The organism is Streptomyces rubrogriseus, from assembly GCF_027947575.1.
In the GTDB taxonomy this organism is placed as follows: Bacteria; Actinomycetota; Actinomycetes; order Streptomycetales; family Streptomycetaceae; genus Streptomyces; species Streptomyces rubrogriseus.
In genome coordinates, this window is record NZ_CP116256.1 from 6,484,866 (window position 1) to 6,511,039 (window position 26,174).

General features: G+C 72.6%; 28 protein-coding genes. 12 read left to right on the forward strand and 16 right to left on the reverse strand.

Annotated elements, in window-relative coordinates; translation table 11 throughout:
• Positions 1-8 precede the first annotated feature (8 nt).
• Complete coding sequence (locus tag Sru02f_RS29120; RefSeq protein ID WP_109029956.1) at positions 9-695, reverse strand: response regulator transcription factor; 687 nt, start codon at positions 693-695, stop codon at positions 9-11.
• Between the two features lie 302 nt (positions 696-997).
• Here Sru02f_RS29120 and Sru02f_RS29125 point away from each other — a divergent pair, with 302 nt between their 5' ends.
• From Sru02f_RS29125 to Sru02f_RS29160, 8 genes are all read left to right on the forward strand, one after another.
• Positions 998-1,774 (forward strand): amino acid ABC transporter ATP-binding protein, encoded by a 777-nt coding sequence (locus Sru02f_RS29125; protein WP_109029957.1) that lies wholly within the window; start codon positions 998-1,000, stop codon positions 1,772-1,774.
• A gap of 125 nt (positions 1,775-1,899) precedes the next feature.
• Entirely contained in the window at positions 1,900-2,736 is an 837-nt protein-coding gene (locus Sru02f_RS29130) for a glutamate ABC transporter substrate-binding protein (protein WP_109029958.1), read from the forward strand.
• An 84-nt stretch (positions 2,737-2,820) separates the two neighbouring features.
• On the forward strand, positions 2,821-3,489 hold the full coding sequence (locus Sru02f_RS29135; RefSeq protein ID WP_109029959.1) for an amino acid ABC transporter permease: 669 nt from the start codon (positions 2,821-2,823) through the stop codon (positions 3,487-3,489).
• Complete coding sequence (locus Sru02f_RS29140; RefSeq protein WP_109029960.1) at positions 3,486-4,373, forward strand: amino acid ABC transporter permease; 888 nt, start codon at positions 3,486-3,488, stop codon at positions 4,371-4,373. The genes Sru02f_RS29135 and Sru02f_RS29140 overlap by 4 nt, the downstream gene beginning before the upstream one ends.
• 185 nt (positions 4,374-4,558) lie before the next feature.
• Entirely contained in the window at positions 4,559-6,184 is a 1,626-nt protein-coding gene (locus Sru02f_RS29145; RefSeq protein ID WP_109029961.1) for an FAD-dependent monooxygenase, read from the forward strand.
• A gap of 185 nt (positions 6,185-6,369) precedes the next feature.
• On the forward strand, positions 6,370-6,441 hold the full coding sequence (locus Sru02f_RS29150; RefSeq protein WP_309544753.1) for a putative leader peptide: 72 nt from the start codon (positions 6,370-6,372) through the stop codon (positions 6,439-6,441).
• Positions 6,442-6,522: 81 nt separating this feature from the next.
• Complete coding sequence (locus tag Sru02f_RS29155; protein WP_109029962.1) at positions 6,523-7,065, forward strand: cupin domain-containing protein; 543 nt, start codon at positions 6,523-6,525, stop codon at positions 7,063-7,065.
• On the forward strand, positions 7,062-7,460 hold the full coding sequence (locus Sru02f_RS29160; RefSeq protein ID WP_109029963.1) for a rhodanese-like domain-containing protein: 399 nt from the start codon (positions 7,062-7,064) through the stop codon (positions 7,458-7,460). Before Sru02f_RS29155 ends, Sru02f_RS29160 begins: the two co-directional genes overlap by 4 nt.
• Before the next feature lie 22 nt (positions 7,461-7,482).
• On the opposite strand, the gene Sru02f_RS29165 is transcribed toward Sru02f_RS29160, so the two are convergent.
• The 3 genes from Sru02f_RS29165 to recA all read right to left on the reverse strand — a co-directional run bounded on the left by Sru02f_RS29165 (position 7,483) and on the right by recA (position 9,873).
• Entirely contained in the window at positions 7,483-7,725 is a 243-nt protein-coding gene (locus Sru02f_RS29165; protein WP_109029964.1) for a hypothetical protein, read from the reverse strand.
• 237 nt (positions 7,726-7,962) lie between these two features.
• A complete protein-coding gene (recX, locus tag Sru02f_RS29170) occupies positions 7,963-8,745 on the reverse strand; it encodes a recombination regulator RecX (protein ID WP_109029965.1) in 783 nt (260 codons plus the stop codon).
• A gap of 3 nt (positions 8,746-8,748) precedes the next feature.
• Positions 8,749-9,873: a recombinase RecA gene (gene recA, locus Sru02f_RS29175; protein WP_108990708.1), complete on the reverse strand. Its 1,125-nt coding sequence runs from the start codon at positions 9,871-9,873 to the stop codon at positions 8,749-8,751.
• A 288-nt stretch (positions 9,874-10,161) separates the two neighbouring features.
• On the opposite strand from recA, the gene Sru02f_RS29180 reads away from it, so the two are divergent.
• Complete coding sequence (locus tag Sru02f_RS29180; RefSeq protein WP_003973256.1) at positions 10,162-10,362, forward strand: type II toxin-antitoxin system VapB family antitoxin; 201 nt, start codon at positions 10,162-10,164, stop codon at positions 10,360-10,362.
• A 42-nt stretch (positions 10,363-10,404) separates the two neighbouring features.
• On the opposite strand, the gene Sru02f_RS29185 is transcribed toward Sru02f_RS29180, so the two are convergent.
• On the reverse strand, positions 10,405-11,724 hold the full coding sequence (locus Sru02f_RS29185) for an AI-2E family transporter (RefSeq protein WP_174855006.1): 1,320 nt from the start codon (positions 11,722-11,724) through the stop codon (positions 10,405-10,407).
• A gap of 60 nt (positions 11,725-11,784) precedes the next feature.
• The gene (locus Sru02f_RS29190) at positions 11,785-11,979 is read right to left on the reverse strand and encodes a DUF3046 domain-containing protein (RefSeq protein WP_003973258.1); all 195 of its coding nucleotides are present in this window, start codon (positions 11,977-11,979) and stop codon (positions 11,785-11,787) included.
• 81 nt (positions 11,980-12,060) lie between these two features.
• Between Sru02f_RS29190 and Sru02f_RS29195 the strand changes: the two genes are divergently transcribed.
• Positions 12,061-13,029, forward strand: a complete 969-nt coding sequence (locus Sru02f_RS29195; protein ID WP_167469337.1) for a hypothetical protein — start codon at positions 12,061-12,063, stop codon at positions 13,027-13,029.
• A 9-nt stretch (positions 13,030-13,038) separates the two neighbouring features.
• On the opposite strand, the gene Sru02f_RS29200 is transcribed toward Sru02f_RS29195, so the two are convergent.
• The 3 genes from Sru02f_RS29200 to Sru02f_RS29210 are packed head-to-tail and all read right to left on the reverse strand — an operon-like array spanning position 13,039 to position 14,977.
• Positions 13,039-13,347, reverse strand: coding sequence for an AzlD domain-containing protein (locus Sru02f_RS29200; RefSeq protein WP_109029967.1), 309 nt, complete (start codon positions 13,345-13,347; stop codon positions 13,039-13,041).
• Positions 13,344-14,114: an AzlC family ABC transporter permease gene (locus tag Sru02f_RS29205; protein ID WP_109029968.1), complete on the reverse strand. Its 771-nt coding sequence runs from the start codon at positions 14,112-14,114 to the stop codon at positions 13,344-13,346. The genes Sru02f_RS29200 and Sru02f_RS29205 overlap by 4 nt, the downstream gene beginning before the upstream one ends.
• Positions 14,111-14,977 carry an AraC family transcriptional regulator gene (locus Sru02f_RS29210; protein ID WP_109029969.1) on the reverse strand — a complete coding sequence of 289 codons (867 nt, stop codon included), beginning with the start codon at positions 14,975-14,977 and terminating at the stop codon, positions 14,111-14,113. Before Sru02f_RS29210 ends, Sru02f_RS29205 begins: the two co-directional genes overlap by 4 nt.
• Before the next feature lie 232 nt (positions 14,978-15,209).
• Between Sru02f_RS29210 and Sru02f_RS29215 the strand changes: the two genes are divergently transcribed.
• Together Sru02f_RS29215 and Sru02f_RS29220 are read left to right on the forward strand one after the other, a co-directional pair.
• Entirely contained in the window at positions 15,210-20,264 is a 5,055-nt protein-coding gene (locus Sru02f_RS29215) for an ATP-dependent helicase (protein WP_109029970.1), read from the forward strand.
• Positions 20,265-20,282: 18 nt separating this feature from the next.
• Positions 20,283-21,113 (forward strand): Fpg/Nei family DNA glycosylase, encoded by an 831-nt coding sequence (locus Sru02f_RS29220; RefSeq protein ID WP_109029971.1) that lies wholly within the window; start codon positions 20,283-20,285, stop codon positions 21,111-21,113.
• Between the two features lie 35 nt (positions 21,114-21,148).
• Here Sru02f_RS29220 and Sru02f_RS29225 read toward each other — a convergent pair whose 3' ends face one another.
• The 7 genes from Sru02f_RS29225 to rimO form a co-directional block, all read right to left on the reverse strand.
• Complete coding sequence (locus tag Sru02f_RS29225) at positions 21,149-21,634, reverse strand: SRPBCC family protein (protein WP_109029972.1); 486 nt, start codon at positions 21,632-21,634, stop codon at positions 21,149-21,151.
• A gap of 288 nt (positions 21,635-21,922) precedes the next feature.
• Positions 21,923-22,189 carry a hypothetical protein gene (locus Sru02f_RS29230; protein WP_109029973.1) on the reverse strand — a complete coding sequence of 89 codons (267 nt, stop codon included), beginning with the start codon at positions 22,187-22,189 and terminating at the stop codon, positions 21,923-21,925.
• A 6-nt stretch (positions 22,190-22,195) separates the two neighbouring features.
• Complete coding sequence (locus Sru02f_RS29235; RefSeq protein ID WP_109029974.1) at positions 22,196-22,666, reverse strand: Dps family protein; 471 nt, start codon at positions 22,664-22,666, stop codon at positions 22,196-22,198.
• Positions 22,667-22,870: 204 nt separating this feature from the next.
• Positions 22,871-23,251, reverse strand: a complete 381-nt coding sequence (locus tag Sru02f_RS29240; RefSeq protein ID WP_003973269.1) for a helix-turn-helix domain-containing protein — start codon at positions 23,249-23,251, stop codon at positions 22,871-22,873.
• Between the two features lie 109 nt (positions 23,252-23,360).
• Positions 23,361-23,906, reverse strand: a complete 546-nt coding sequence (locus tag Sru02f_RS29245; protein WP_109029975.1) for a CinA family protein — start codon at positions 23,904-23,906, stop codon at positions 23,361-23,363.
• Positions 23,903-24,694, reverse strand: coding sequence for a CDP-diacylglycerol--glycerol-3-phosphate 3-phosphatidyltransferase (pgsA, locus tag Sru02f_RS29250; protein ID WP_109029976.1), 792 nt, complete (start codon positions 24,692-24,694; stop codon positions 23,903-23,905). The genes Sru02f_RS29245 and pgsA overlap by 4 nt, the downstream gene beginning before the upstream one ends.
• Complete coding sequence (rimO, locus tag Sru02f_RS29255; protein WP_109029977.1) at positions 24,691-26,172, reverse strand: 30S ribosomal protein S12 methylthiotransferase RimO; 1,482 nt, start codon at positions 26,170-26,172, stop codon at positions 24,691-24,693. The genes pgsA and rimO overlap by 4 nt, the downstream gene beginning before the upstream one ends.
• Positions 26,173-26,174: the final 2 nt, after the last annotated feature.

Genomic DNA, 26,174 nt, shown 5'->3' on the forward strand with positions numbered 1-26,174 from the left:
CGGACCCGCTAGGCGGTGGGGGCGACGAGGCGGTAGCCGACGCCGCGTACGGTCTCGATCAGCGCGGGCATGTGCAGCTTGGAGCGCAGGGACGCGACGTGCACCTCCAGGGTGCGCCCGGTCCCCTCCCAGCTGGTGCGCCACACCTCGCTGATGATCTGCTCACGGCGGAAGACCACACCGGGGCGCTGGGCGAGCAGGGCGAGCAGATCGAACTCCTTGCGGGTGAGTTGGACGACCGAACCGTCCACGCTCACCTGGCGTGTCGGCAGCTCGATGCGCACCGCGCCGAGGCGGACCACGGTCTCGGTGCTGCCGGTGGCGTCCTCATGGGCGGTGCGCCGGCTGACGGCGTGGATCCGGGCGAGCAGTTCCCCCGTGTCGTACGGCTTGACCACGTAGTCGTCGGCGCCGAGGTTGAGGCCGTGGATGCGGGAGCGCACGTCGGAGCGCGCGGTGACCATGATGACCGGGGTGCTGGTGCGCTTGCGGATCTTTCCGCAGACCTCGTAGCCGTCCTGGTCGGGCAGGCCCAGGTCGAGCAGGACGACACCGAAGCCGTCGACCTCGGGGACGAGCGCCTGGAGCGCCTCCTCGCCGCTGCGCGCGTGGGTGACGTCGAAGCCGTGCCGTGCCAGGATCGCGGACAGGGCGGCGGCCACGTGGTTGTCGTCCTCGACGAGCAGCAGTCTCATCCGGGCTCCCTTCGGTTCATCGGCCGTACGCTCGGGGCGGGTAGAAATCGGGACGGGCTCATGGACGGGCACGCGCGCGTGCGTCCTGTGCAGTGACGCCGATGGAGGGGGACGGCGTCAAGAGGCTTCCGGTTGCGGCCGCTCGAAGTTATCCGGCCGATATGCGCCCAGCTCACAAGTGCTACGACTCGTGTCCGATTGCTATCGGATCGTGATGCTCAGATCTCGCTCAGATGTAGAGACGCGACGTGTCCCGGGTCACTACTGTCCTGCGAAACCCAGGAGGACGGAGCCCGAGAGCGATGACCGAAGTATCGGTGGCCAAGGAAGACAAGGCTGCGACCGGCGAACTGGTCGTCCTGAAGAGTGTCAACAAGCACTTCGGCGCGTTGCACGTGCTCCAGGACATCGACCTGACGATTCAGCGCGGCGAGGTCGTCGTGGTCATCGGACCCTCCGGGTCCGGAAAGTCCACCCTGTGCCGCACCATCAACCGGCTGGAGACCATCGACGACGGTTCGATCACGATCGACGGCAAGCCGCTGCCCGCCGAGGGCAAGGAGCTGGCCAGGCTGCGGGCCGACGTCGGCATGGTCTTCCAGTCGTTCAACCTCTTCGCGCACAAGACGGTGCTCGAGAACGTGACCCTGGGCCAGGTCAAGGTCCGCAAGGTCGACGCCAAGAAGGCCGAGGAGAAGGCCCGCGCGCTGCTCGACCGGGTCGGCGTGGGCGCCCAGGCTGACAAGTACCCCGCGCAGCTCTCCGGCGGCCAGCAGCAGCGTGTCGCCATCGCGCGTGCGCTGGCCATGGACCCGAAGGTCATGCTCTTCGACGAGCCGACGTCGGCCCTCGACCCGGAGATGATCAACGAGGTCCTCGAGGTCATGAAGCAGCTCGCCGAGGACGGGATGACCATGATCGTGGTCACCCACGAGATGGGCTTCGCCCGCTCGGCCGCCAACCGCGTGGTGTTCATGGCGGACGGCCGCATCGTCGAAGAGGCCACGCCGGACCAGTTCTTCAGCAATCCGCGCAGCGACCGTGCCAAGGACTTCCTGTCGAAGATCCTGCACCACTGAGATTTCGGAGCGGTTCCGGCGCCCCGCGCCGGCCGCACCGGCGGCCCGTTCCCGGGAGCCGCACCTGATCGCCTGATCCTCTGATCGTCCGATCGCAGCTCGATCACAGCCAAAGGATGTCCACCATGAAGCTTCGCAAGGTCTCCGCCGCCTCGGCCGCCGTGCTCGCCCTCGCCCTGACCGCCACCGCCTGTGGCGGCGACGACAAGGACAGCGGCTCCTCCGGTGGTGACGGCAAGAAGATCACCATCGGTATCAAGTTCGACCAGCCCGGCCTCGGCCAGAAGACCCCGGACGGCTACGCGGGCTTCGACGTGGACGTCGCCACGTACGTCGCCAAGAAGCTCGGCTACACCGAGGACCAGATCGAGTGGAAGGAGTCGAAGAGCGCCGACCGCGAGACCATGCTGCAGCGCGGTGACGTCGACTTCATCGCCGCCACGTACTCGATCACTCCCGAGCGCTCGGAGAAGGTCGACTTCGCCGGCCCGTACCTGCTGGCCCACCAGGACGTGCTGATCCGTGCCGACGACGACAAGATCAAGTCGCCGGAGGACCTGAACGACGCGAAGCTCTGCTCCGTCACCGGCTCGACCTCGGCGCAGAACATCAAGGACAAGCTGGCCCCCAAGGCCCAGCTGCAGCCGTACCCGACGTACTCGGCCTGCCTGCCCGGCCTGCAGAACGGTGCCATCGACGCGCTCACCACGGACGACTCGATCCTCGCGGGTTACGCCTCCCAGTCGCAGTTCAAGGGCAAGTTCAAGCTCGGCGGCTTCAAGCTGACGAACGAGAACTACGGCATCGGCGTCAAGAAGGGCAGCGACCTCAAGAACAAGATCAACGACGCGCTCGAGGCCATGGTCGCCGACGGTGCCTGGGACAAGGCCGTCAAGGACAACTTCGGCCCGGCCAACTACAAGAACGAGCCGGCGCCGAAGATCGGCGACATCAAGAGCTGAGGCCGGGCCTGACAGGGTGCGCCGCCCCACGGCAGGGGCGGCGCACCGGGGCGGGCATCCCTACACGCGGAAGCGCGGGAGATCGTGTTCGACTTTCTTCAGGATTACGACCTGGCGGGAGCCATCTGGACGACAGTGCAGCTCGCTGTGCTCTCGGCCGTCGGCTCCCTGATCTGGGGCACCCTACTGGCCGCCATGCGGGTCGGCCCGGTGCCGTTGATGCGCGGTTTCGGAACCGCGTACGTGAACATCGTGCGGAACATCCCGCTGACCGTGATCATCCTGTTCGCGTCGCTGGGACTGAACCAGACGCTGGGGGTCACCCTCGGCGGCGGGAATGACTTCGAGACGATCAACTTCCGGCTCGCCGTCCTGGGCCTGATCCTCTACACGTCGTCGTTCGTGTGCGAGGCACTGCGCTCCGGCATCAACACGGTGCCGGTCGGCCAGGCGGAGGCGGCCCGTGCCCTGGGGCTGAGCTTCGGCCAGGTGCTCCGGCTGGTGGTTCTGCCGCAGGCGTTCCGCTCGTCCGTGGTCCCGCTGGCGAACGTGCTGATCGCGCTGATCAAGAACACCACGGTGGCCGCCGCCATCGGCGTGGCGGAGACGGCGCTGCTGATGAAGGAGATGATCGAGAACGAGGCGCAGCTGCTGCTCATCTCCGCGGTCATCGCTCTCGTGTTCGTGGTGTTGACGCTGCCGACCGGCCTGATCCTCGGCTGGGTGGGCAAGAAGGTGGCGGTGAAGCGATGAGCTCGGTCCTCTATGACGCCCAGGGCCCCCGTGCCAAGCGTCGCAACGTCCTCTTCACGGTCGTCTTCGTGGTCGCCGTCGCCGCCCTGCTGTGGTGGGTCTTCAGCACCCTCGACGACAAGGGTCAGCTGGAGTGGGCCCTGTGGAAGCCGTTCTTCACCGGCACCGAGGCCTGGTCGACGTACATCTGGCCGGGTCTGCAGAACACCCTGAAAGCCGCGGCTCTCGCGGTGGTCATCGCCCTGCCGCTCGGCGCCGCACTGGGCATCGCCCGGCTCTCCGACCACAAGTGGGTCCGGGTACCGGCCGCGATCGTGGTCGAGTTCTTCCGGTCCATCCCCGTGCTGGTCCTGATGATCTTCGGTCTCGCGCTCTTCGCGGAGTACACGAACGTCAGCTCGGACGACCGTCCGCTGTACGCCGTCGTCACCGGTCTGGTGCTGTACAACGCATCCGTCCTCGCCGAGATCGTCCGGTCCGGCATCCTCGCCCTCCCCAAGGGCCAGGCCGAGGGTGCGATGGCGATCGGGCTGCGCAAGGGCCAGGTCATGCGGCTGATCCTGCTCCCGCAGGCGGTCACCGCGATGCTGCCGGCCATCGTCAGCCAGCTGGTCGTGATCCTCAAGGACACCGCGCTCGGCGGCGCCATCCTCACGTTCCCCGAGCTGCTCGCCTCGGCCAACACCATGAGCGGCTACTACGGCGCCAACGTGATCGCCAGCTACACCGTGGTCGCGGTGATCTACATCGCGCTCAACTTCGCCCTCACCACCTTCGCGAGCTGGCTGGAGCGCCGGCTGCGGCGGGCGAAGAAGTCGACCGGTGCGGTGCTCAGCGCGGACGACGTGGAGACCGCCGACGCCGGAACGGTCGGCAAGCTCTAGCACACCTGACACTCGGTCATCTCGTATGACCATCGACGGAGGCCGTGGCATGATCGCCACGGCCTCCGTCGCTTGACGCAAGCAGCGGCAATAGGTTGCATACGTTCTGTGACCGTGCACCCTGCTCAAATGTCCTGTTCACCCACGTCCCCCGGGACACCGCCACGGGCAGGGGGCGCCGCACCGTGGACCCGGTGATCATCACCGGAGCGGGGCCCGTCGGGCTCACGCTCGCCCTGGCGTTGGCGCGGCAGGAGGTGCCCTGCGTCGTCCTCGACGAGGGACCCGGCAAGGACGAACCGCGCCCCGCGCGCACCGTCGTCCTGCGCGAGGAGGCCGTCGCGCTCGTCGAGCGGCTGACCGGCGCACCGCTGACGGGGCTGGGTTCGCGTTGGGCCGGATGGCGGTCGATGCGGCGCAAGCAGGTGACGCGCGAGGTCGTGTTCGGCGACGCCGACCCGGCCCCCCTGCACATCGCCCAGCACGAGCTGGCCGGGGTCCTGCGCACGGCGCTCGCCCGCGAGCGGCTGGTCAGGATCGCCGTGGACAGCCGACTGGACGGCATCGAGCAGGAGAAGTCCGGCGTCACGGCCCACACCCGCGGTCCCGCCGGCACGTGGTGGCGCGGCAGTTACCTGGTCGGCTGCGACGGCCCGCGCTCCACCGTCCGCAAGCTCCAGGACATCCGCTTCCCCGGCCGTACGGCGGTGGAACGATACGCCGTCGCCGCACTGCGCACCGAACTCCCGTGGCCCGAAGAGGCGCTGCTCCACCGCATGCCGCCGTGGCGGACGACCGGGCCCTCGACCGGCGAGGTGGTCGGCCGCCCGCTGCCGGACGGCGTGTGGCGCCTGGACTGGCTGCTGCCGCCCGGCAAGGACCTGGTCACGCCCGAACTGCTGGTGAACCGGGTCCGCGAGACCCTCGCCGGATGGGCGGCCGACGGTTCGACCCCGGCATACGAACTCCTCGACACCGGCGTCCACACGGTCCACCACCGCCTCGCCCGACGCTGGCGGGTGGGCCGGGTGCTGCTGGCCGGGGACGCGGCGCATCTGCTGGGCGCGCTGGGCACGCAGGGCCTGGAGGAGGGGCTCCTGGACGCCGACAACCTCGCCTGGAAACTGGCCCTGGCCTGGCACCACGGGCCACGCGAGGCGCTGCTCGACAGCTACCAGCAGGAACGTCGGGCGGCGATCTCCGCGCGGCTGCGCGCCGCCGACCAGTTGCTTCCGCTGGTGCGCGGCGGCGGTGGACTGCGCTCCTACGTGCCCGGCTCCGCCCGCGGCAACGACGCGCTGCTGACGGACGGTCACCTCGGCCGCGGCACGCTGGGCGCGCAGGGAACGTACGCCGACTCGCCGCTCGCGCCCGAGGACCTCGGCGGGGAGGTGTCCGTGGGCACACCGCCGGGGACACCCGTGACCGACGTGCGGGTGACGGCGGAGGACGGCACTTTCGTACGGCTGCGCGACCGGCTGGGGCGCGGGGCGCTGCTGGTGGTACTGATCGCGCCGGGCACCGGGGTGTGGGACCGCAAGCACTGGGTGACGGCCGGGATCATGCCCCGGCTGGCGGCGGCGGTGACGGCGCTGCCCCACCACGCCGAGCTGCTGGTCGCCGAGAGCTACCCGGGTGCCGCGGCCCACACGGTGCTGCTCGTGCGGCCCGACGGCCACCTGGTCACGGCGCTGAACGGGGTGCGCCCCGCCGACCTCTACGCGGCTGCCGAGAGCGCGCTGGGCGGGGCGACGGCCAGGGCGGCGACCGAGGCCGCGGAGGGGGCGGGGGCCGCGGCGGGTTCACGTTGAGCGGGCGCGTCCAAGGGGCGCGTCGAACGGTCGCGTCTGGCCGTCGCGTCTGGCCGTCGCGCCGGCCGGGTGCCGGTCCCGCCGCCCGTCCGGACACCCGGGGGCGCGGTCGCTGTCCGCATGGTGACGCTGAGTTGACCGGCCCGCACCGTCATGGTCTACTCCGGATCGTGACCGACACCTGTGTGCGCCTGTGGCGGAGGGTCCATATGGACCTCGTCCGCTATGCGGGCTGCGTGTGTCGTCCGTCCTGCTGAATTCGCCTCCCCTTTCCTTCGCGCGTGCCGCCGGTCGACGTGCCGCCGCGCGCTCCCCCGCGAACTCCCAGGACGGTACCCGTGTCCCTCCCCTCCGTTTCTCCTGCTTCCCCTTCTCCCGCGTCCGCGTCCGCCCCGACGCAGGCCCAGCTCCTCGACTTCGTACGGCGGGCGGCGGCCGACGCCGAACTGATCGCCTCCCTGCCGCTCGACCCCGAGGGCCGTACCTGGATGCGGCTGGCCGGGCCGGGTGGCAGCGAGGCCTGGCTGATCGGCTGGCCGCCCGGCACGGGCACCGGCTGGCACGACCACGCCGACTCCGTGGGCGCCTTCGTCACGGCCGCGGGCGAGCTCAGGGAGAACGCGCTCGCTGCCCGCCTGCCCACCGACGGCTGGAAGACCCTCGAACTCAGCGACGGTGTGGACCGGGAGCGTCGGCTGTCCGTCGGCGCGGGGCGCGCCTTCGGCCGGCACCATGTGCACGAGGTCCTCAACGAGTCCTCGGACCGCCACGCGGTGTCCGTGCACGCCTACTACCCGCCCCTGCCGCAGATCCGCCGCTACAGCCGCAGCGGACAGACCCTGCGCCTGGAGCAGGTCGAGCGCCCGCAGGACTGGCAGTGAGCGGGCCCATCGGAATCGACGCCCTGCTGGAGCGGGTACGCGCCGGGTACCGGCGGATCGCGCCGGACGAGGCGTACGAGGCCACCGAGGCGGGCACCGCACTGCTGGTCGACATCCGGTACGCCGCCCTGCGCGAGCGGGACGGTGTGATTCCCGGCGCGCTGGTGATCGAGCGCAACGAACTGGAGTGGCGGCTGGACCCGCTGGGCAGCCACCGCGTCCCCGAGGCGACGGACCACGACGTGCGGGTGGTCGTGGTGTGCGACGAGGGTTACGCCTCCAGCCTGGCGGCGGAGTCACTGCACCGTCTGGGACTGCACCGGGCCACCGACCTGATCGGCGGCTTCCAGGCCTGGCGGGCGGCGGGCCTCCCGGTGGCGGCACGGGGTCAGTAGTCGGCGGGGCAGTAGCGACGTCCTACCGGGAGTTCGCGGTGACCAGCCTCGCGAAGTCGTCCTTGGCGGCGATCTCCACGGACCGCTGGAGACAGGTGTGGAACCGGCTGTCGCCGCCGTTGACGAATCCGAGGGTGAGCGGTCCGTCGTCTGCCGAACCGGATGAACCGGAGCCGGCCGGGTAGGGGCCGCAGCCGCTCAGCAGCACGCCGGTGCCGAGGAGCAGCAGACTGGCGGCTCTTCGGCGGCGGGCGGGCGTGGGCATGGCGGGGCCGCCTTTCGGGGCATGCCGGAGGGGTCTCCGCGCGGGACCGTCCGCCATCGGACTTCCGGCGGCGGCGTACGCGCGGTGGCCGCGGCTCCTGCGGCGGCCACGCGACGGCGCAGACGGTACCGCCGTGCGGCGGGCGTTCACCCTTCCGGAGCGCAAGGTAATCCTGCGCGGTCTGCGCCTGCCCGCCTTCCCGGTCCGCCTCGAAGTCCCCTCGGGCAGGACGCCTGCTCAGAACCCCTCGTCGCCGAGGTGTTCCGTGTCCTCGCCCTCCTCCTCCAGCGCCTGGCGGACCACCCGCAGGGCCATGCCCTCGGGGTAGCCCTTGCGGGCCAGCATGCCGGCGAGGCGGCGCAGTCTCTTGTCGCGGTCGAGGCCCCGGGTGGCGCGCAGCTTGCGGGCGACCAGGTCGCGCGCGGTCTCCTCCTCCTGGTCGGTGTCCAGTTGGGACACCGCCACGTCGATGAGCGCCGCCTCGACGCCCTTGGTACGCAGTTCCCTGGCGAGGGCGCGCCTGGCCAGCCCGCGGCCGTGGTGCCGGGACTCCACCCAGGCCTGGGCGAAGGCTCCGTCGTTGATCAGGCCGACCTCCTCGAACCTGGACAGCACCTCCTCCGCGGCCTCGTCGGGGATCTCCCGCTTGCGCAGGGCGTCGGCCAGCTGGCTGCGGGTGCGCGGGGTCCCGGTGAGCAGGCGCAGGCAGATCGCCCTTGCCTGCTCCACCGGGTCCCGCGGAGGCTCCCCCTTCTCGGCCCTCGACGAGGAAGTGGCACCTCCGTCCTCGGCGGACGGCTCCACACGCTCGCGCCTTCGGCGCCCGCGCGTGCCGCCCGCTCCACGGCTCCGCCCGCCTCCGCGGCGCACCTCGCCGTCACCGTGGTGTGCCGCGCCGTCCTCGCGGGGACCGACGGCGGAGGGATCCGCCTCGTACGGGGCCGCAGCCGCCCCGTACGCGTCGTCGCCCGCCCCGGCGGAGCCGCTCGTGTACTCGGCCCAGTCGGTTCGTCGGGTCACGGGTCAGCTCTTGGCTGCCGCGGCCTTGGACTTGGTGGCCTTGGCGGTCGTGGGTGCGGGCACCGCCGGTGCGGCGTCGGCCGGGGCGGCGGAGGCGGCGTCCGCGCCGGGCTCGGTGGCCGACTCCTCGGGGCGCACGCCGACGCCCAGCTTCTGCTTGATCTTCTTCTCGATCTCGTTGGCCAGGTCGGGGTTGTCCTTCAGGAAGTTGCGCGCGTTCTCCTTGCCCTGGCCGAGCTGGTCGCCCTCGTACGTGTACCAGGCGCCGGCCTTGCGGACGAAGCCGTGCTCCACGCCCATGTCGATCAGGCCGCCCTCGCGGCTGATGCCCTGGCCGTAGAGGATGTCGAACTCGGCCTGCTTGAAGGGCGGCGCGACCTTGTTCTTCACGACCTTGCAGCGGGTGCGGTTGCCGACCGCGTCCGTGCCGTCCTTCAGCGTCTCGATGCGGCGGATGTCGATGCGCACGGAGGCGTAGAACTTCAGCGCCCGGCCACCAGTCGTGGTCTCCGGGGAGCCGAACATCACGCCGATCTTCTCGCGGAGCTGGTTGATGAAGATCGCGGTGGTCTTGGACTGGTTGAGCGCGCTGGTGATCTTCCGCAGGGCCTGGCTCATCAGCCGGGCCTGCAGACCGACGTGGCTGTCGCCCATCTCGCCCTCGATCTCCGCGCGCGGGACGAGCGCGGCGACGGAGTCGATGACGATGAGGTCGAGGGCGCCGGAGCGGACCAGCATGTCCACGATCTCCAGGGCCTGCTCGCCGTTGTCGGGCTGGGAGAGGATCAGGTTGTCGATGTCGACGCCGAGCTTCTTGGCGTACTCGGGGTCGAGGGCGTGCTCGGCGTCCACGAAGGCGACCTGGCCGCCGGCCTTCTGCGCGTTCGCCACCGCGTGCAGGGTCAGGGTCGTCTTGCCGGAGGACTCGGGGCCGTAGACCTCCACGACACGGCCGCGCGGGAGGCCGCCGACGCCGAGGGCCACGTCGAGCGCGGTCGACCCGGTCGGGATGACCTCGATGGGCTCGTTCGGCCGCTCGCCCATGCGCATGACCGCGCCCTTGCCGAACTGCCGTTCAATCTGTGCGAGCGCGGCGTCCAGGGCCTTCTCGCGGTCGGTTCCTGCCATGGGTTCCACCCGGTTTGCTTGATTCGATCGCTTCACGTCAAAGACGCTAATGCCTGCCACTGACAATGGGCCCCGATGCGGGTCCGGCCTGTGGATAACTCGGGTGCATCTCCACCCGAACCCACTCGAATCACCCGTCACGAGCCCCGCCGGAGCCTCCATAAGAATGGATGTTCGATTTTTGTGTCAAGCGCACCACGCGGCACTTCCGAGCGTACGTCCCCGTGACGGCGAGCCAGGTGGTTGGATGCGGATGCGACACCGGGAGAGGTCGGAGAGGGGACGCACATGGCCAGGATCACCATCGATCTCGACGCCGAACTCGTGGTGGAGGTGATGGTCCTGGCCGGTATCGGCTCACCCCAGGACGCCGTCGAGGCAGTGGTGCGGGACTACATCGCCCGCGGACACCGCACCGAGACCCGCACCGAGTTCAAGGACCGCAACCTGCGGGAGATCGACGCCAAGCCGCAGGAACCGCAGGGCTGACCCCGCTCCCGCGTGCCCGCCGTACGCCGGGTGCGGCGCGCCTCAGGAGGAGCCACCGTCCCCGGTGCCTTCCGTGCCGCCCGTGCCCTCGCCGCCCTCCGTGCGCTCCGTTCCCTCCGGCCCCGGGCGCCCCTGCTCCGGGCGCCGGGCCCACAGTTTGCGCAGACGCGTGGACGTCCCGGACACCGACCGGCGGTCCCTGCGCCCGTGGACGCGGGGATCGTCCGTGACGGCGTAGCGCTTGACGTACGCGCCGAGGAACGCCTGCAGCGTGGCGACCGCCGGGATGGCGATCAGCGCGCCGACGGCACCGAGCAGGGCGGTGCCCGCGATGACGGAGCCGAAGGCGACCGCGGGGTGGATGTCCACGGTCTTCGACGTCAGCTTGGGCTGCAGCACGTAGTTCTCGAACTGCTGGTAGATCACCACGAAGATCAGCACCCACAGCGCGTACCAGGGATTGACCGTGAACGCGATCAGCATGGGCAGGGCGCCCGCGAGATAGGTGCCGATGGTCGGGATGAACTGCGACACCAGACCGACCCACACGGCGAGCGCGGGCGCGTAGGGCACCTCGAGGATCTCCAGGAGGATGTAGTGCGCGACGCCGGAGACCAGCGCCATCAGCCCGCGTGAGTACAGGTAGCCGCCGGTCTTGTCCACGGCGATCTCCCACGCGCGCAGGACCTCCGCCTGGCGGGCGGGCGGCAGGACGGAGCAGAGTCCGCGCCGCAGCCGGGGGCCGTCGGCGGCGAAGTAGAACGAGAACAGCAGCACCGTCAGCAACTGGAAGAGGCCGCCGAGGACCTGGGCCGACACGTCCAGGACGCCCGTCGCGCTGTTCTGCACGTAGTTGCGCAGCCAGTCGGAGCGGAGCAGTCCCTCCTGGATGTCGACCCGTCTCAGCTCGGTGTGGAAGTGGCCGTTGACCCAGTTGATGACGGAGTCGAGGTAGTCCGGGAACTCCTCGACCATCTTGACGATCTGGCCGGCGAGCATGGAGCCGAGCAGGGTGACGAACCCCGCGGCGGCGATCAGTACGGCGAGGAAGACGAGGAAGGTGGCGAACCCCCGGCGCATGCCGCGCCCGGCCATCCAGCTCACCGCGGGCTCGATGGCCAGGGCCAGGAAGAACGCGATGAGGACGTTGATCAGCAGCCCGGTGAGCTGGTGGAAGGCCCAGCTGCCCAGCTGGAAGGCGGCGATGAGCGCGAGGGCCAGCACCATGGCGCGCGGCAGCCAGCGCGGCATGCGGGCGCCCGGACCCGTCGCGGAGCCGTGGGCCGGGGGGTCGGCGGGCGGCGTGGTGCCCGCCGGGGGTGCGTGCCGGGCGGCCTGCCCGGTCTCGTCAGTGGATGCCACGGAGCAAGTCTCGCCCACGCCACCGGGAGGAGAGCCCGGTACGGCGATCTTCGTGAACCGTCACCGCTGTTCCCGCGGCACGTTCATGACGGTGCACACCACGCGCCACACGTCCTTCGCGTCCCAGCCGGCGTCCAGCGCCTCGTGCACCGTACGCCCGCCCAGCTCCGTCATCACGTGATCCCGCGCGAAGGTGTCGGCGTAGCCCGGACCGAAGTGATCCGTCATCCGCTCCCAGAAGACCGTCAACCGCATGCCCCCAGTATCCCGCCCCTGAGAGTGGGCCCCGGGCCGGGACCGCCTGCCGGAACCGCCTTTCGGCCTACGGTCTGTCCCATGGCCGAAACCGGAGCGTCCCCACTCCCCGCGATCCCACCGCCCGCGTCCCCCCGTGCCCGGGGCCCGCGCTCACCGCTGGCGCGCGCGGAGCAGTTCGTCTGGCTCACCGCGCGCGTTCTGGAGCAGCGGCTGTTCGCGTACGACTTCCGCGGCGGGGACCCCGGCCCGGTGGAGACCGCGCTGGAGGCCTACCGCAACGAGGACGGCGGGTACGGCCACGCGCTGGAGCCCGATCTGCGCGGCCCGGCCAGTCAGCCGCTGCACACCGCGCACGCGCTGCGCGTCCTGGACGCCGTCGGCCGCTGCGGCGGGCAGCGGGCCGAACGGGTCTGCCGCTATCTGACCGTCGTGTCCACCCCGGACGGTGCCCTGCCGGTGACCCGTGCGGTCCGGGACGGGTCACCGGCCGCGCCCTTCCTGCCGGTCGTGGCCGACCCTCCCGGCGAGCTGCTCGTCACCGGGCCGGTGGTCGGCCTGCTGCACCGCAACGAGGTCTGGCACGCGTGGCTGTTCCGGGCCACGGACTTCTGCTGGCAGGCGGCCGAGTCGCTGGACTCCCCGCACCCGTACGAGGCCCGGGCGGCCGTGGCCTTCCTGGACACCGCTCCGGACCGTCCGCGCGCGCGGGCCGCGGCCGACCGGCTGGGCCGCCTGGTGCGCGAGCAGCGACTCGCCGTGCTGGACCCGGACGGTCTCGACGCCGGTCCGGTCCCTGCCGGCCACGCCCCCGGCGAGCACCTCTTCCCGCACGACTACGCGAGCGATCCGCGTTCGCTCGCGCGCGCGTGGTTCACGGACGACGAGATGGCACGTTCCCTCGACTTCCTCGCGGCCGAGCAGGAGGACGACGGCGGCTGGCCCGTGCGGCGACGGCGGTGGGCACCCGCCCCGACGCTGGAGGCCCGCGGCCGGGTGACGCTCGAGGCCCTGCGCACCCTACGGGCGTACGGCCGTCCCCTGGGCTGACCCGTCTGCTCAGCCGCCCATGGCCCGTACGCCCGCGGTGACCACCACGGCCGCCGCGACGACGAGCAGGAACGGTGCGCGCAGCAGCAGCGCGACGGCGGCCGCGGCGACTCCGGCGGCCCGCGCGTCCAGCATGAGCCGCTGCCCGTCGGCGAAGGTCTGCTGGGCGGTGAGCGCCGCGAGCAGGGCGACGGGCAGCAGCGCGGCGAGCCGCCGGACCAGGGGCCGTTCCAGGGCGCCCGCGGGCACCAGCAGCCCGAGGAGCTTGACCGCGTAGCAGCCCACGGCGGTCACGCCGATCGCGATCCACACGCTCATCGCTCGTCCCTCCCCTCGGCGGCCCCGCGGACCGCACCGTCCTCGGTGTCACCCGCGCGGCGTCCGCGCGCCCACAGCACGAGCGGCGCCGCGAGCGCGGCCACCAGGACGGGCACGCCGGCGGGCAGCACGGGCAGCAGACCGAGCCCCAGGAGGACGGCCAGGGCGGCGACCGCGCGCTCGGTGGTGTTCTTCAGCATCGGCGCGAGCAGCGCGAGGAAGACCGCCGGACCGGCCGCGTCGAGGCCCCAGGCGTCGGTGTCCCCGATGGCCTCGGCGCCCAGCGCGCCGAGCAGGGTGGTGAGGTTCCACAGGACGTACAGCGTGAGTCCGGTGACGGTGAAGCCGATCCGGACGCCGCGGCGCGTGGGCTGTGCGAGCGCGACGGCCGTCGTCTCGTCGATGACCCACTGCGCGGCGAACGGCCGCACCGCGCGCGGGAGGGCCAGCAACTGCGACAGGCGCAGCCCGTAGAAGGCGTTGCGGACGCCCAGGAAGAAGGCCCCCGCGGCCGCGGTGAGCGGGTTTCCGCCTGCCGCGAGCGCGCCGACGAGCGCGAACTGGGACGCCCCGGTGAACACCAGGAGGCTGAGGGCGCAGGTCTGGGCCAGGGTGAGTCCGCTGCCGGCCGAGGTCACCCCGAAGGCGAACCCCGACAGTCCGACGGCGACTCCGACCCCGAGGGCGTCCCGTACGACGGCGGCGTCCGGCTTGGCACCGGCGCCTCCCGTGCCGGGAGCGTCGGGGAGGGCTGTCTGTTCTGTCACGCCTCGAACGGTAGGAGCAGCTCCCGCGGCGCGTCTTGTACGTTCTTGCGCTCGCGCTGGTAGGAACCGGGCGGCACCCCGACGATCCGCGCGAAGTGCCGGTTCAGGTGCGGCTGGTCGGTGAACCCCACGGCGACGGCGGCCTCGGCCGGGGAGGTCCCGGTGTCCAGCAGCCGCCGCGCCCGACGCACCCGGGCGTCCGTCAGCCAGGTGTGGGGCGGCATCCCGTAGGCGTCCCGGAAGGCCCGCAGCAGCGCGAACGGGCTGCTTCCGAGCTCCCCGGCGAGCCGCTCCAGGCTCGGCGGGTCGGCCATCCGTTCCTCCAGCACGGCACGCGCGCGTGCCGCCGTCCTCGCCCCGGCGGTACGCACCCGGCGCCGGGGCAGCGGACCGCCGTTGAGCCGCAGCAGCCGGGTCACGGCCACCCGCAGCAGGGTGTCGGCGGCGAGCGCGTTCCCGTCGTCGGCGGCCCGCAGCACGCGGTGCACCAGCTCGACGGTGTACGGGTCGTCGAGCACCGGCCGGACGAATCCCGGCGTCCCGCGCAGCGTCGTCGTCTCCGCCGCGATCCCGGCCACCAGCTCGGGCGCCGGGTAGACGGCCCCGTACCGCCACCCCTCCGGCACCCCGGCCCGCCCCGTGTGCGGGGTGTCCGGGTTGACCAGGGCGAGGGAACCGGCCCCGGCGTACTGGTCGCTCCCGCCGTGGTGGAAGACCTCCACACCGTCGGCGATGGCGGCGATGACGAAGTGCTCGTGCGTGTGGCGCACGAAGGTCTTGCGTATGTACTGGGCGCGGAGCAGGTCGACGTCGGGCAGCTCCGCGTAACGCCAGTGCCGTGCCCGCTCGCCCGATCCCGCCATGCCCCCATTCTCCGTCACCCGCAGCGGACGCCGGAGACACCCCGGACGCCCGGCCCTGGTCCTCGCTCGCCGGACCGGCACTTCACCTGCACCTGCACCTGCACTCAGCCCGGAACCACCGGGCTCCGGCACCCGCAGCTCGCGGCCCGGTCCTCGGCCCGGTCCTCGGCTCGGTCCTCGGCCCGGTCCTCGGCTCGGTCCGATTGTCAGTGGTCGGGTGCACGATGGAGCCATGGTCAGCTCCGCACACCGAGCCCTGGACGGCTTCTCCCCCGCGACCCGCGGCTGGTTCACGGGGGCCTTCTCCGCGCCCACCTCCGCGCAGGCGGGCGCGTGGCAGGCCATCTCGCAGGGCTCGGACGTCCTGGTGGTCGCCCCCACCGGTTCCGGCAAGACGCTGGCCGCCTTCCTCGCCGCGCTGGACCAGCTGACCTCGACACCCCCGCCCGCCGACCCCAAGAAGCGCTGCCGCGTCCTGTACGTCTCCCCGCTGAAGGCCCTGGCCGTCGACGTCGAGCGCAATCTCCGCAGCCCGCTGACCGGCATCCGCCAGGAGTCCGTGCGCCTGGGCCTGCCCGAGCCCGAGGTCAAGGTCGGCATCCGCTCCGGCGACACCCCGGCCGCCGAGCGCCGGGCCCTGTCCACCCGGCCGCCGGACATCCTGATCACCACCCCGGAGTCCCTCTTCCTGATGCTGACGTCGGCCACGCGCGACGCGCTGACCGGCATCGAGACGGTGATCCTGGACGAGGTGCACGCGGTCGCGGGCACCAAGCGCGGCGCCCATCTCGCGCTCACCCTGGAGCGGCTGGACGAGCTGCTGCCGAAGCCGGCCCGCCGCATCGGACTGTCGGCGACGGTCCGCCCGGTGGACGAGGTCGCCCGGTTCCTGGCCCCGCGCGGCCGGGTCGAGATCGTCCAGCCGGAGTCGGGCAAGGAGTTCGACCTGTCCGTCGTCGTCCCCGTCGAGGACCTCGGCGAGCTGGGCGGCTCCCCGGTCGCGGACGGCAACGAGGGGGCGGAGCGCCCGTCGATCTGGCCGCACGTCGAGGAGCGGATCACCGACCTGGTCCAGTCGCACCGCTCCACGATCGTCTTCGCCAACTCCCGGCGGCTGGCCGAGCGCCTGTGCAACCGGCTCAACGAGATCGCGTACGAGCGGGCCACCGGCGAGCCCCTGGACGAGCACCACTCCCCCGCCGAGCTGATGGGCGGCTCGGGCGCCGCCCAGGGCGCCCCGCCCGTGATCGCCCGCGCCCACCACGGCTCGGTCTCCAAGGAGCAGCGCGCCCTGGTCGAGGAGGACCTCAAGGCGGGGCGACTGCCCGCCGTCGTCGCGACCTCCAGCCTGGAGCTGGGCATCGACATGGGCGCCGTCGACCTGGTGGTCCAGGTCGAGTCGCCGCCCTCCGTCGCCTCCGGCCTGCAGCGCGTGGGGCGCGCGGGCCACCAGGTCGGCGCGGTCTCCACGGGTGTGGTCTTCCCGAAGTACCGCGGCGACCTGGTGCAGTCGGCCGTGGTCACCGAGCGGATGCGCAGCGGCGCCATCGAGGCCCTGCGGATCCCCGCCAACCCGCTGGACGTGCTCGCACAGCAGCTGGTGGCGATGACCGCGCTGGACACCTGGCAGGTCGACGACCTCCTCGCCACCGTCCGCCGCGCCGCGCCCTTCGCCTCGCTGCCGGAGTCGGCCTTCACGGCCGTCCTGGACATGCTCGCGGGCCGCTACCCGTCCGACGCCTTCGCCGAGCTGCGCCCGCGCGTGGTGTGGGACCGGGTCGCCGGCACGGTCACCGGCCGCCCGGGGGCGCAGCGGCTCGCCGTGACGTCCGGGGGGACGATTCCCGACCGCGGGCTCTTCGGGGTGTTCCTCGCCGGGGCCGACCCGAAGAAGGGCGGCGGGCGGGTCGGCGAGCTGGACGAGGAGATGGTGTACGAGTCCCGCGTGGGCGACGTCTTCACGCTCGGCACCAGTTCCTGGCGGATCGAGGACATCACCCGCGACCGGGTGCTGGTCTCCCCGGCGCCGGGCGTGCCGGGCAGGCTGCCGTTCTGGAAGGGCGACCAGCTGGGCCGCCCCCTGGAGCTGGGCCGCGCGCTGGGCGCGTTCCTGCGCGAGGTCGGCTCCCTGTCCAAGGAGGACGCCCGGCTGCGCCTGGTCACCGCGGGTCTGGACGCCTGGGCCGCGGACAACGTGCTGGCGTACCTCGACGAGCAGCGTGAGGCCTGCGGCCACGTCCCCGACGACCGCACCATCGTCGTGGAGCGCTTCCGGGACGAGCTGGGCGACTGGCGGGTGGTGGTCCACTCCCCCTTCGGCGCCCAGGTCCACGCCCCCTGGGCCCTCGCCCTGGGCGCCCGCCTGTCCGAGCGGTACGGCATGGACGCCCAGGTCATGCACGCCGACGACGGCATCGTGCTGCGCCTGCCGGACGCCGACCTGATGGGCCTGGACTTCCTCGACCAGGACCCCGCGAAGCCGGGCCTCGAATACGACGCGGAGAAGGCGCCCGTCGGCGCGGCCGACGTCGTCTTCGACAAGGGCGAGGTCGACCGGGTCGTCACCGACCAGGTGGGCGGCTCGGCCCTGTTCGCGTCCCGCTTCCGCGAGTGCGCGGCCCGTGCGCTGCTGCTGCCGCGCCGCAGCCCCGGCAAGCGCACCCCGCTGTGGCAGCAGCGCCAGCGCGCCGCGCAGCTGCTGGAGGTGGCGAGCGAGTACGGCTCGTTCCCGATCGTCCTGGAGGCGGTCCGCGAGTGCCTCCAGGACGTCTTCGACGTCCCCGGCCTGGTCGAGCTGATGGGCGACGTGGAGGCCCGCAAGGTCCGCCTGGTCGAGGTCACCACCCCGGAGCCGTCGCCGTTCGCCCGCTCCCTGCTCTTCGGCTACGTCGCCCAGTTCCTGTACGAGGGCGACTCGCCGCTCGCCGAGCGCCGGGCCGCCGCGCTGTCCCTGGACTCGCGGCTGCTGGCCGAGCTGCTCGGCCAGGCGGAGCTGCGCGAGCTGCTCGACGCGGAGGTGCTCACCGAGCTGGAGCGCGAGCTGCAGTGGCTCACCGAGGACCGCCGTATCAAGGATCCCGAGGGCGTCGCCGACCTGCTGCGGGTGCTCGGCCCGCTGACGGACGCGGAGCTGGCCGAGCGCGGCGCCGAGCCGCAGTGGGCGCCCGAGCTGGCCGCGGCCCGCCGCGCGATCAGGGTGCGGATCGCCGGCGCCGACCACTGGGCGGCGATCGAGGACGCGGGCCGGCTGCGCGACGCGCTGGGCACGGCGCTGCCCGTCGGTGTGCCGGAGGCCTTCACCGAGCCGGTCAAGGACCCGCTCGGCGACCTCCTGGCCCGTCACGCCCGCACCCACGGCCCCTTCACGTCGGTCACCGCGGCGGCCCGCTTCGGTCTGGGTGTCGCGGTCACCGAGGGCGCCCTCCAGCGGCTCGCGGGGTCGGGGCGGGTCGTGCAGGGCGAGTTCCATCCGGCCGGCATCGGCCAGGAGTGGTGCGACGCGACCGTCCTGCGCAGGCTGCGCCGCCGTTCCCTGGCCGCGCTCCGGCACGAGCTGGAGCCGGTGGCACCGGCCGCGCTCGGCCAGTTCCTCCCCCAGTGGCAGCACATCGGCAAGGGGCACACGCTGCGCGGCATCGACGGGCTGGTTCGCGCCGTCGAGCAGTTGCAGGGCGCCTCCGTGCCCGCCTCCGCCCTGGAGAAGCTGGTGCTGCCCTCCCGCGTGGCGCACTACAACCCCGCGATGCTGGACGAGCTGACGGCAGCCGGTGAGGTGGTGTGGGCCGGGGCGGGGTCGCTGCCCGGCAAGGACGGTTGGGTCTCCCTCTATCTCGCGGACGCGGCCCCGCTGCTCCTGCCGCCCCCGCACCCCCTGGAGACGACTGCCCTGCACGAGTCCGTCCTGAGCGCGCTCTCGGGCGGATACGGCTTGTTCTTCCGCCAGATCGCCGACCAGGTCCGCGCCACCACCCACCCGGAGGCCACCGATCCGCAGCTGGCCGACGCCCTGTGGGACCTGGCCTGGTCCGGACGGCTGACCAACGACACGCTGGCCCCCCTGCGCTCCGTGCTGGGCTCCGGTCGCACCGCGGGCTCCACGGCCCACCGTGCCAAGCGTGCGGTGCCGCGCGGCCGGTACGGCTCTTTGACGGCCGCCGCCCGCCCGGCGTCCCGCACCGGCCCGCCGACGGTCGCGGGCCGCTGGTCGCTGCTGCCCGACCGCGAGGCCGACGGCACCGTGCGGGCCCATGCCCTGGCCCGCACGCTTCTCGACCGGCACGGCGTGGTGACCCGCGGCGCCGTCGCCGCGGAGGGCGTCGAAGGCGGCTTCTCGGCGGTGTACCGGATCCTGGCCGCGTTCGAGGAGAGCGGCCAGGCCCGGCGCGGTTACGTGGTGGAGGGGCTCGGCGCGGCACAGTTCGCCATGGAGGGTGCCGTGGACCGGTTGCGCGCGGTGGCCAACGCCCGCGAGCGCGGTGACGGCCCGGCCGGGCCGGAGGACTTCCCGCGCGACGGCTCCGCGGACCGCCGCGGGAGCGCCGGCTTCGCGAACGGGTCGGGGCCCGTGGGCTCCGCGCCCCGGCCCGGGACCGACGGCCCCGCCGGACCTCACGACTCCCCCGGTCCCGCCGACGACTCCGCCCTCGACCCCTTCGCCCCCTTCGACCCCCAGGACCCCTTCGGCGACATCGGCGCCGGCCGTCCCTCCGACGACGTCTTCGCCGACCCGGACCGTCTGGGCCGTTCACCCTCCCGGGGCGACTACATCTCACCTCGCGACTACGCCGAGCCGGGCGCCGGCGGCCCGCGCGGGGGCGGCGCGGGCCGCCGCTCCGAGGGCCCGCGCGGCGGGTACGACACCGGTTTCCCCGGCCGTCGCGACCGCGCCTCCGTCGGTCCGCGGGCCGTCGTGCTGGCCGCCGCCGACCCGGCGAACGCGTACGGTGCGGCCCTCGGCTGGCCCGAACCGCCGGCCGGTGCCACGCACAAGCCCGGTCGCAAGGCGGGCTCCCTGGTGGTGCTCGTCGAGGGCGAACCGGCGCTCTACATGGAGCGCGGCGGCAAGACCCTGCTGCTGTGGCCCTCCGACCCCGACCGGCTGCCCACCGAGGACCCACGGCTGCGAGCCGCCGCCGAAGCGCTCGCGGAGGCCGCCCGCGCCGGTTCCCTCGGCACGGTCACCGTGGAGCGGGTCAACGGCGCGGCGGCCCTGACGTCCCCGTTCGGCCCCCTCCTGGAGGCAGCGGGGTTCATCGCTACCCCGCGCGGTCTGCGCATCAGGGCCTGACCCTGTCACCCTTGAGCCATGCCCGAAGGAGACACGGTCTGGCAGGCGGCGCGGCGGCTGCACGACGCCCTCGCGGGCCGGGTGCTGACCCGCAGCGACTTCCGCGTCCCCCGGTACGCCACGGTCGACCTCACCGGTCGCACCGTCCTGGACGTCACCCCGCGCGGCAAGCATCTGCTGACCCGTGTCGAGGGCGGCCTGACGGTCCACTCGCACCTGCGGATGGACGGCTCCTGGAAGGTGTTCGCGCCCGGACAGCGCTGGAGCGGCGGCCCGGCGCACCAGATCAGGGTGATCCTCGGCACCGCCGACCGCACGGCCGTCGGCTACCGCCTCCCGGTGCTGGACATCCTGCGCACCGCCGACGAGCAGCGCGCCGTCGGCCATCTGGGCCCCGACCTGCTGGGCCCCGACTGGGACCCTGAGCGGGCCCTGGACAACCTGCGCGCGGACCCGCCCCGCGCGCTCGGCGAGGCCCTGCTCGACCAGCGCAATCTCGCCGGCATCGGCAACGTCTACAAGAGCGAGCTGTGCTTCCTGCTCGGCGTCACCCCCTGGCTGCCGGTGGGCGAACTGCCCGCCGACCGGGCCGCGCGGCTGCCCACGCTCGCCAAGAGGCTCCTGGAGGCCAACCGCGACCGCCCGGTCCGCCGCACGACGGGCCTGCGCGGCCAGGACCTGTTCGTGTACGGCCGGGCTCCCCGCCCCTGCCTGCGCTGCGGCACGTCGGTCCGGGTGGCCGACCAGGGCGACGGCTCCCGTGAGCGCCCCACGTACTGGTGCCCGACCTGCCAGGCGGGGCCAGCGCCGCGTCCGGGCGGCCGTACGGGCGCCCGGACGCGGCGCTGAGCGACGCCGGGAAGGCCGCGGGCCGGACGGCTCCCCTAGGCGGCGAGCAGAGCGTCCATCTGGCCGGCCGCCTCGCGCAGGCCCTCCGCCATGCCCATCGTCATGAGCTGCTCCATCTGCTCCCGGGTGTCGAAGACCGCCCGCATCTCCATGCGGGTGCCGCCGGCGCGCTCGGTGAGCGTCACCCGGTTCGCGGTCGTCGGCATCGCGGCGTTCGGGACCCCGTCCTCGTCGGCGAATCCGTCGGTGAACTCCAGCGACCTCGGGGCGCCGACCGTGGCCACCCGCCACCAGCCGCGGAACCTCTCGCCTTCCGGGCCGGTCATGAAGTACGTGACGTCCCCGCCCGGGGTCAGGTCGTGCTCCTCCACCGTCGCAGGGTAGGTGGGCGGTCCCCACCACCGCTCCAGCTGCCGGGGATCGGACCACAGCTGCCACACCCGTTCCACCGGAGCGGCGAAGTCGGCGACCAGGGCGAGGGTCAGGTTGTCGAGATCCTTGTCCAGGCTGGTGACACTCATCGGCTCTGTCCTTCCGTCGGTTGCCGCGCTGCGCATCCGGCCTCCGGCGCCTGGGCGAGGAGGCCGGGCATCCGCTCCACGCGTCCGCACATCCGCTCCATCCGTCCGCGCCAGGCGCCTCCGGTCGCGTCCGGGGCACGACGGGCCCGGCCCAGGGCGTCGGGATCGGTCCGCACGAGCTGCTCCCGCGCGGCGCTCCTTGACCACCAGACCGACCCACTCCGGTACCGCGACGTGCTACCGCACCGGGCGAAGATCATCGGACAGGCCAGCCGCCCGCCGTAGCGGTCAGCGCACGTCCGGGCGGGTCGTGGCCGTTCCCCGCGTCCGCGCCCCGCGCAGGGCCCGGCGCCACCGTCCAGCTCCCAGCGCCCCCGCGGCCCGGCGGCGCGGCACACAGTGCACCGGCAGCACGCTCAGCCCCCAGCCGCCGACCGCGACCGCCCCTTCGAGGACCCCGGCGCCGGGCTCCAGCGCCAGGCGCAGCACGGCCCACCACCACAGCACACCGAGGCCCAGCGCGGCCGCCCGGCGAGCCGTCCGCGCCGAGACCATCCCGCGTCATCCGTTTTCGGCCTGGAACATCCAGTGCTGCTTCTCGAGATCGGCCGTGATCTGGATGAAGATGTCCTGGCTCACGGGATCGGGCTCACCGCTCGCCGCGATCCGCTCACGCATCCGCCCGATCACCACGCCCAGCGCGTCCACGACGGTCTGGACGGCGGTGGTGTCGTCGACCCAGCCCTCGGGGGTCACGTCGATGCCACTGCCGACGGCGACCGTCGCGGCCCGCCCGTCCGGGGAGACGCCGAGCGCCGAGGCACGTTCCGCCACGGTGTCCGAGTGCGTGCGGGCGGTGCCGACGAGTTCGTCCAGCTGGAGGTGTACGGAGCGGAAGCGCGGGCCGACCACGTTCCAGTGGATCTGCTTCGCCACCAGGGCCAGGTCGACCAGGTCGACGAGAGCGCCCTGCAACGCCTCGGAGACGGTCTTCAGGTCCGCGTCGGACAACGGGCTCTTCACGACGTACATCCACGCCTCCGTCGGTTCGCCCCCCGGCCATCTCCCTCCACGATGACCGCCCCCACACCGACCGGCAAACCGGCGGCGGCACCGCCGAGAGCCCTCACACCCGCACGCCGGACACCCCCGGGCATGCGAAAACCCCGACCTCGTCGCTCCGGGTCTCCGGAGCGACCCCTGGCCGGGGCCTCACACGCACACGTTCTCGGGCGCTCAGGCGGCGACGACGTCCACTGCCTCGGCGGGCGCCTTGATGGTCACCCGTTCCGGCGGCACACCGGTCACCGACACGGAACCCAGCATCGGACGCACCGGTGCCGGTACGGTCTCGCTGGGCGTCGCCGCGGCGGACCGGGCCAGCTCGGCAAGGGCCAGCTCGTCGCTCACTTCACGCATGAGCTCGGACATCCGTACGTCCAGCGCGTCGCAGATGGCGGAGAGCAGCTCGGAAGAAGCCTCCTTCTGCCCCCGCTCCACCTCGGAGAGATAGCCGAGTGAGACTCGGGCGGACGAGGAGACTTCGCGCAGAGTACGGCCCTGGCGTTGGCGCTGCCGACGCAGCACGTCACCCAGCAGGCGACGGAGCAGAATCATCGGTGGCTCCCTCCTCGGACCGTGTAACCGCATCCTTCACGCCCCACCGTACCGCCTCGCGCCGCGGCCGTGCGGGGAGCGATGTCGTGTTCACTCAGGGCTGCAAACATCAAAACCCCCCGTTCCGTTCCGTATCCTGTGCCCGCTCATTCCCGGTCTGTTCGCTCGCAAGCTCCCTCAAAAGAAGTGCGAGTACGCTCCGTACACTCTCCATACGAATTTCCGCGCGGTCGCCGTTCAACCGCAGCGCCTCCACTTTTCCGCCATCGGCGCAACCCTGCTCGGCCCCGGCGGGCCCGTCCACGGCTACGAAAACCGTCCCCACGGGCTGCCCGTCCTGCGGGTCCGGACCGGCGACGCCCGTCGTCGCTATGCCCCAGTCGGCGCCCAGCGCCGTGCGTACGCCCGCCGCCATCTGGGCGGCGACCTGCGGATCCACCGCTCCGCGCGCCGTGAGCAGCTCGCCGTCGACGCCGAGCAGCTCCCGCTTCAGCTCCGTCGCGTACGCGGTGACGGAGCCCCGGAATGCCTTGGACGCCCCGGGGACCGCCGTGAGCGCGGCAGCGACCATTCCACCCGTCAGTGACTCGGCGACCGCGAGGGTCTCGCCCCTGACCGTGAGTAGTCGCACCACGTCGGCGGCCGTGGAACTCAAACTTCCGACTCCTTCAACGCCGCTCTGCGTTCGGCGATTCCCCGGCGGCGCAGCACAATGGCCTGCTTCACATAGTCCAGGCCGGTCGCGACGGTCAGGACGACCGCCGCAGCCATCACCCAGAACCTCAGGGTGGCCAGGGGCCCCGTCAGCGCCAGGACGTACATGCCGACGGCGATGCCCTGGGTGAGCGTCTTGAGCTTGCCGCCCCGGCTCGCGGGGATGACGCCGTACCGGATGACCACGAAACGCAGGACGGTGATCCCGAGTTCCCGGCCGAGGATGACGGCCGTCACCCACCACGGCAGGTCGCCGAGCGCGGACAGGCAGATGAGCGCCGCACCCATGATCGCCTTGTCGGCGATGGGATCGGCGATCTTCCCGAAGTCGGTGACGAGGTTGTAGGTGCGCGCCAGATGCCCGTCGAAGAGGTCGGTGATCATGGCGACGGCGAAGGCGGCCCAGGCGAAGGAGCGCCAGGCCGGGTCGTACCCGCCGTTGCCGAGCATGAGCGCGACGAAGGCCGGCACCAGGAGCAGCCGGAGCATCGTCAGCAGATTGGCGACGTTCCAGACACTCGCCTGGTTGACGGCGGCCGCCGCGATCTTGCCACCGCGCGCGCCGGCGCCACCCTCGGTGGCCCCCCGCCGCTCTCCCGCGTCCCGTTCCACGGCGCCCCCCGAAGTCGTGCGCCCGGCCGGTTCCTGTGCCGCGCCCGAGGCGCCGCGCGGGCCGGTCCGGCGCGCACTGGAGGAGCCGCCCGCCGCGGACGCCGGGACTCCGGTCATCTGCCGGCCTCCTCACTCCACTCGGGCGAGCCCAGCAGCGGTTCGGCCACCAGGTCGACACCCTCCGTACCGACCACCTTCGCGTCGACCATACGACCGACACTCAGGCCCGCGCCGCTCGTGAGCAGCACCTGGCCGTCCGTCTCCGGCGCCTGGTGCTCCGCGCGGCCGCGCACCCCGTCCCCCTCGCCGGCCGGGTCCACGGACTCGACGAGTACCCGCACGGTCGCCCCGACGCGCTCGTCGGCCCGCTGCGAGACCAGTTCCTCGGCCAGGCGGGAGACACGTGCCAACCGCTCGGCGACGACGTCCTCGTCCAGCTTGTCGCCGTAGGTCGCCGCCTCGGTGCCCTCCTCGTCGGAGTACCCGAAGACGCCGATGGCGTCGAGGCGGGCGTGGTTGAGGAACCGCTCCAGCTCGGCCAGGTCGGCCTCGGACTCGCCGGGGAAGCCGACGATGAAGTTGGAGCGCACGCCCGCCTCGGGCGCCTTGCTCCGGATGGTGTCGAGGAGCTCCAGGAAGCGGTCGGTGTCGCCGAAGCGGCGCATCGCGCGCAGCACGTTCGGCGCGGAGTGCTGGAAGGAGAGGTCGAAGTAGGGCACGACCTTCTCGGTGGAGGTCAGCACGTCGATCAGGCCGGGGCGCATCTCGGCCGGCTGGAGGTAGCTGACCCGCACCCGCTCGATGCCGTCGACCTCGGCCAGGTTCGGCAGCAGCGACTCCAGGAGCCGGATGTCGCCGAGGTCCTTGCCGTAGGAGGTGTTGTTCTCGGAGACCAGCATGATCTCCTTGACGCCCTGCTCGGCCAGCCACCGCGTCTCGTTCAGCACGTCGCTCGGGCGGCGCGAGATGAAGGAGCCGCGGAAGGACGGGATGGCGCAGAAGGAGCAGCGCCGGTCGCAGCCGGAGGCCAGCTTCACCGAGGCGACCGGGGAGCCGTCCAGCCGGCGGCGCAGCGGCGCGCGGGGCCCCGAGGCGGGGGCGACGCCCTCGGGGAGGTCGGTCGGGCCGTGTCCCGGCAGGGCGACCGAGGCGCCGGCCTCCTGCCGCTCGGCGGGGCTGATCGGCAGCAGCTTGCGCCGGTCGCGCGGGGTGTGGGCGGCGTGGATGCCGCCGTTAAGGATGGTCTGCAGGCGGTCGGAGATGTCGGCGTAGTCGTCGAAGCCGAGGACGCCGTCGGCCTCCGGGAGGGCGTCGGCCAGCTCCTTGCCGTACCGCTCGGCCATGCAGCCCACCGCCACGACGGCCTGCGTTCTTCCATGGCCCTTGAGGTCGTTGGCCTCCAGGAGGGCGTCCACGGAGTCCTTCTTGGCGGCCTCGACGAAGCCGCACGTGTTCACGACGGCGACGTCCGCTTCCTCGGCGTCGTCGACGAGCTTCCAGCCGTCCGCCTCCAGACGGCCTGCGAGCTCCTCCGAGTCCACCTCGTTACGGGCGCAGCCAAGGGTGACGAGTGCGACGGTACGGCTTTCAGGCATGG

Coding starts and splice junctions, on each gene's coding strand:
- Sru02f_RS29165 (WP_109029964.1), bottom strand. CDS start 7,725: ATGCCCACGCCCGCCCGCCGCCGAAGAGCCGCCAGTCTGCTGCTCCTC.
- recA (WP_108990708.1), bottom strand. CDS start 9,873: ATGGCAGGAACCGACCGCGAGAAGGCCCTGGACGCCGCGCTCGCACAG.
- Sru02f_RS29230 (WP_109029973.1), bottom strand. CDS start 22,189: ATGGTCTCGGCGCGGACGGCTCGCCGGGCGGCCGCGCTGGGCCTCGGT.
- Sru02f_RS29120 (WP_109029956.1), bottom strand. CDS start 695: ATGAGACTGCTGCTCGTCGAGGACGACAACCACGTGGCCGCCGCCCTG.
- Sru02f_RS29190 (WP_003973258.1), bottom strand. CDS start 11,979: ATGCGGTTGACGGTCTTCTGGGAGCGGATGACGGATCACTTCGGTCCG.
- rimO (WP_109029977.1), bottom strand. CDS start 26,172: ATGCCTGAAAGCCGTACCGTCGCACTCGTCACCCTTGGCTGCGCCCGT.
- Sru02f_RS29140 (WP_109029960.1), top strand. CDS start 3,486: ATGAGCTCGGTCCTCTATGACGCCCAGGGCCCCCGTGCCAAGCGTCGC.
- Sru02f_RS29195 (WP_167469337.1), top strand. CDS start 12,061: ATGGCCGAAACCGGAGCGTCCCCACTCCCCGCGATCCCACCGCCCGCG.
- Sru02f_RS29215 (WP_109029970.1), top strand. CDS start 15,210: ATGGTCAGCTCCGCACACCGAGCCCTGGACGGCTTCTCCCCCGCGACC.
- Sru02f_RS29220 (WP_109029971.1), top strand. CDS start 20,283: ATGCCCGAAGGAGACACGGTCTGGCAGGCGGCGCGGCGGCTGCACGAC.
- Sru02f_RS29240 (WP_003973269.1), bottom strand. CDS start 23,251: ATGATTCTGCTCCGTCGCCTGCTGGGTGACGTGCTGCGTCGGCAGCGC.
- Sru02f_RS29225 (WP_109029972.1), bottom strand. CDS start 21,634: ATGAGTGTCACCAGCCTGGACAAGGATCTCGACAACCTGACCCTCGCC.
- pgsA (WP_109029976.1), bottom strand. CDS start 24,694: ATGACCGGAGTCCCGGCGTCCGCGGCGGGCGGCTCCTCCAGTGCGCGC.
- Sru02f_RS29125 (WP_109029957.1), top strand. CDS start 998: ATGACCGAAGTATCGGTGGCCAAGGAAGACAAGGCTGCGACCGGCGAA.
- Sru02f_RS29235 (WP_109029974.1), bottom strand. CDS start 22,666: ATGTACGTCGTGAAGAGCCCGTTGTCCGACGCGGACCTGAAGACCGTC.
- Sru02f_RS29210 (WP_109029969.1), bottom strand. CDS start 14,977: ATGGCGGGATCGGGCGAGCGGGCACGGCACTGGCGTTACGCGGAGCTG.
- Sru02f_RS29200 (WP_109029967.1), bottom strand. CDS start 13,347: ATGAGCGTGTGGATCGCGATCGGCGTGACCGCCGTGGGCTGCTACGCG.
- Sru02f_RS29130 (WP_109029958.1), top strand. CDS start 1,900: ATGAAGCTTCGCAAGGTCTCCGCCGCCTCGGCCGCCGTGCTCGCCCTC.
- Sru02f_RS29180 (WP_003973256.1), top strand. CDS start 10,162: ATGGCCAGGATCACCATCGATCTCGACGCCGAACTCGTGGTGGAGGTG.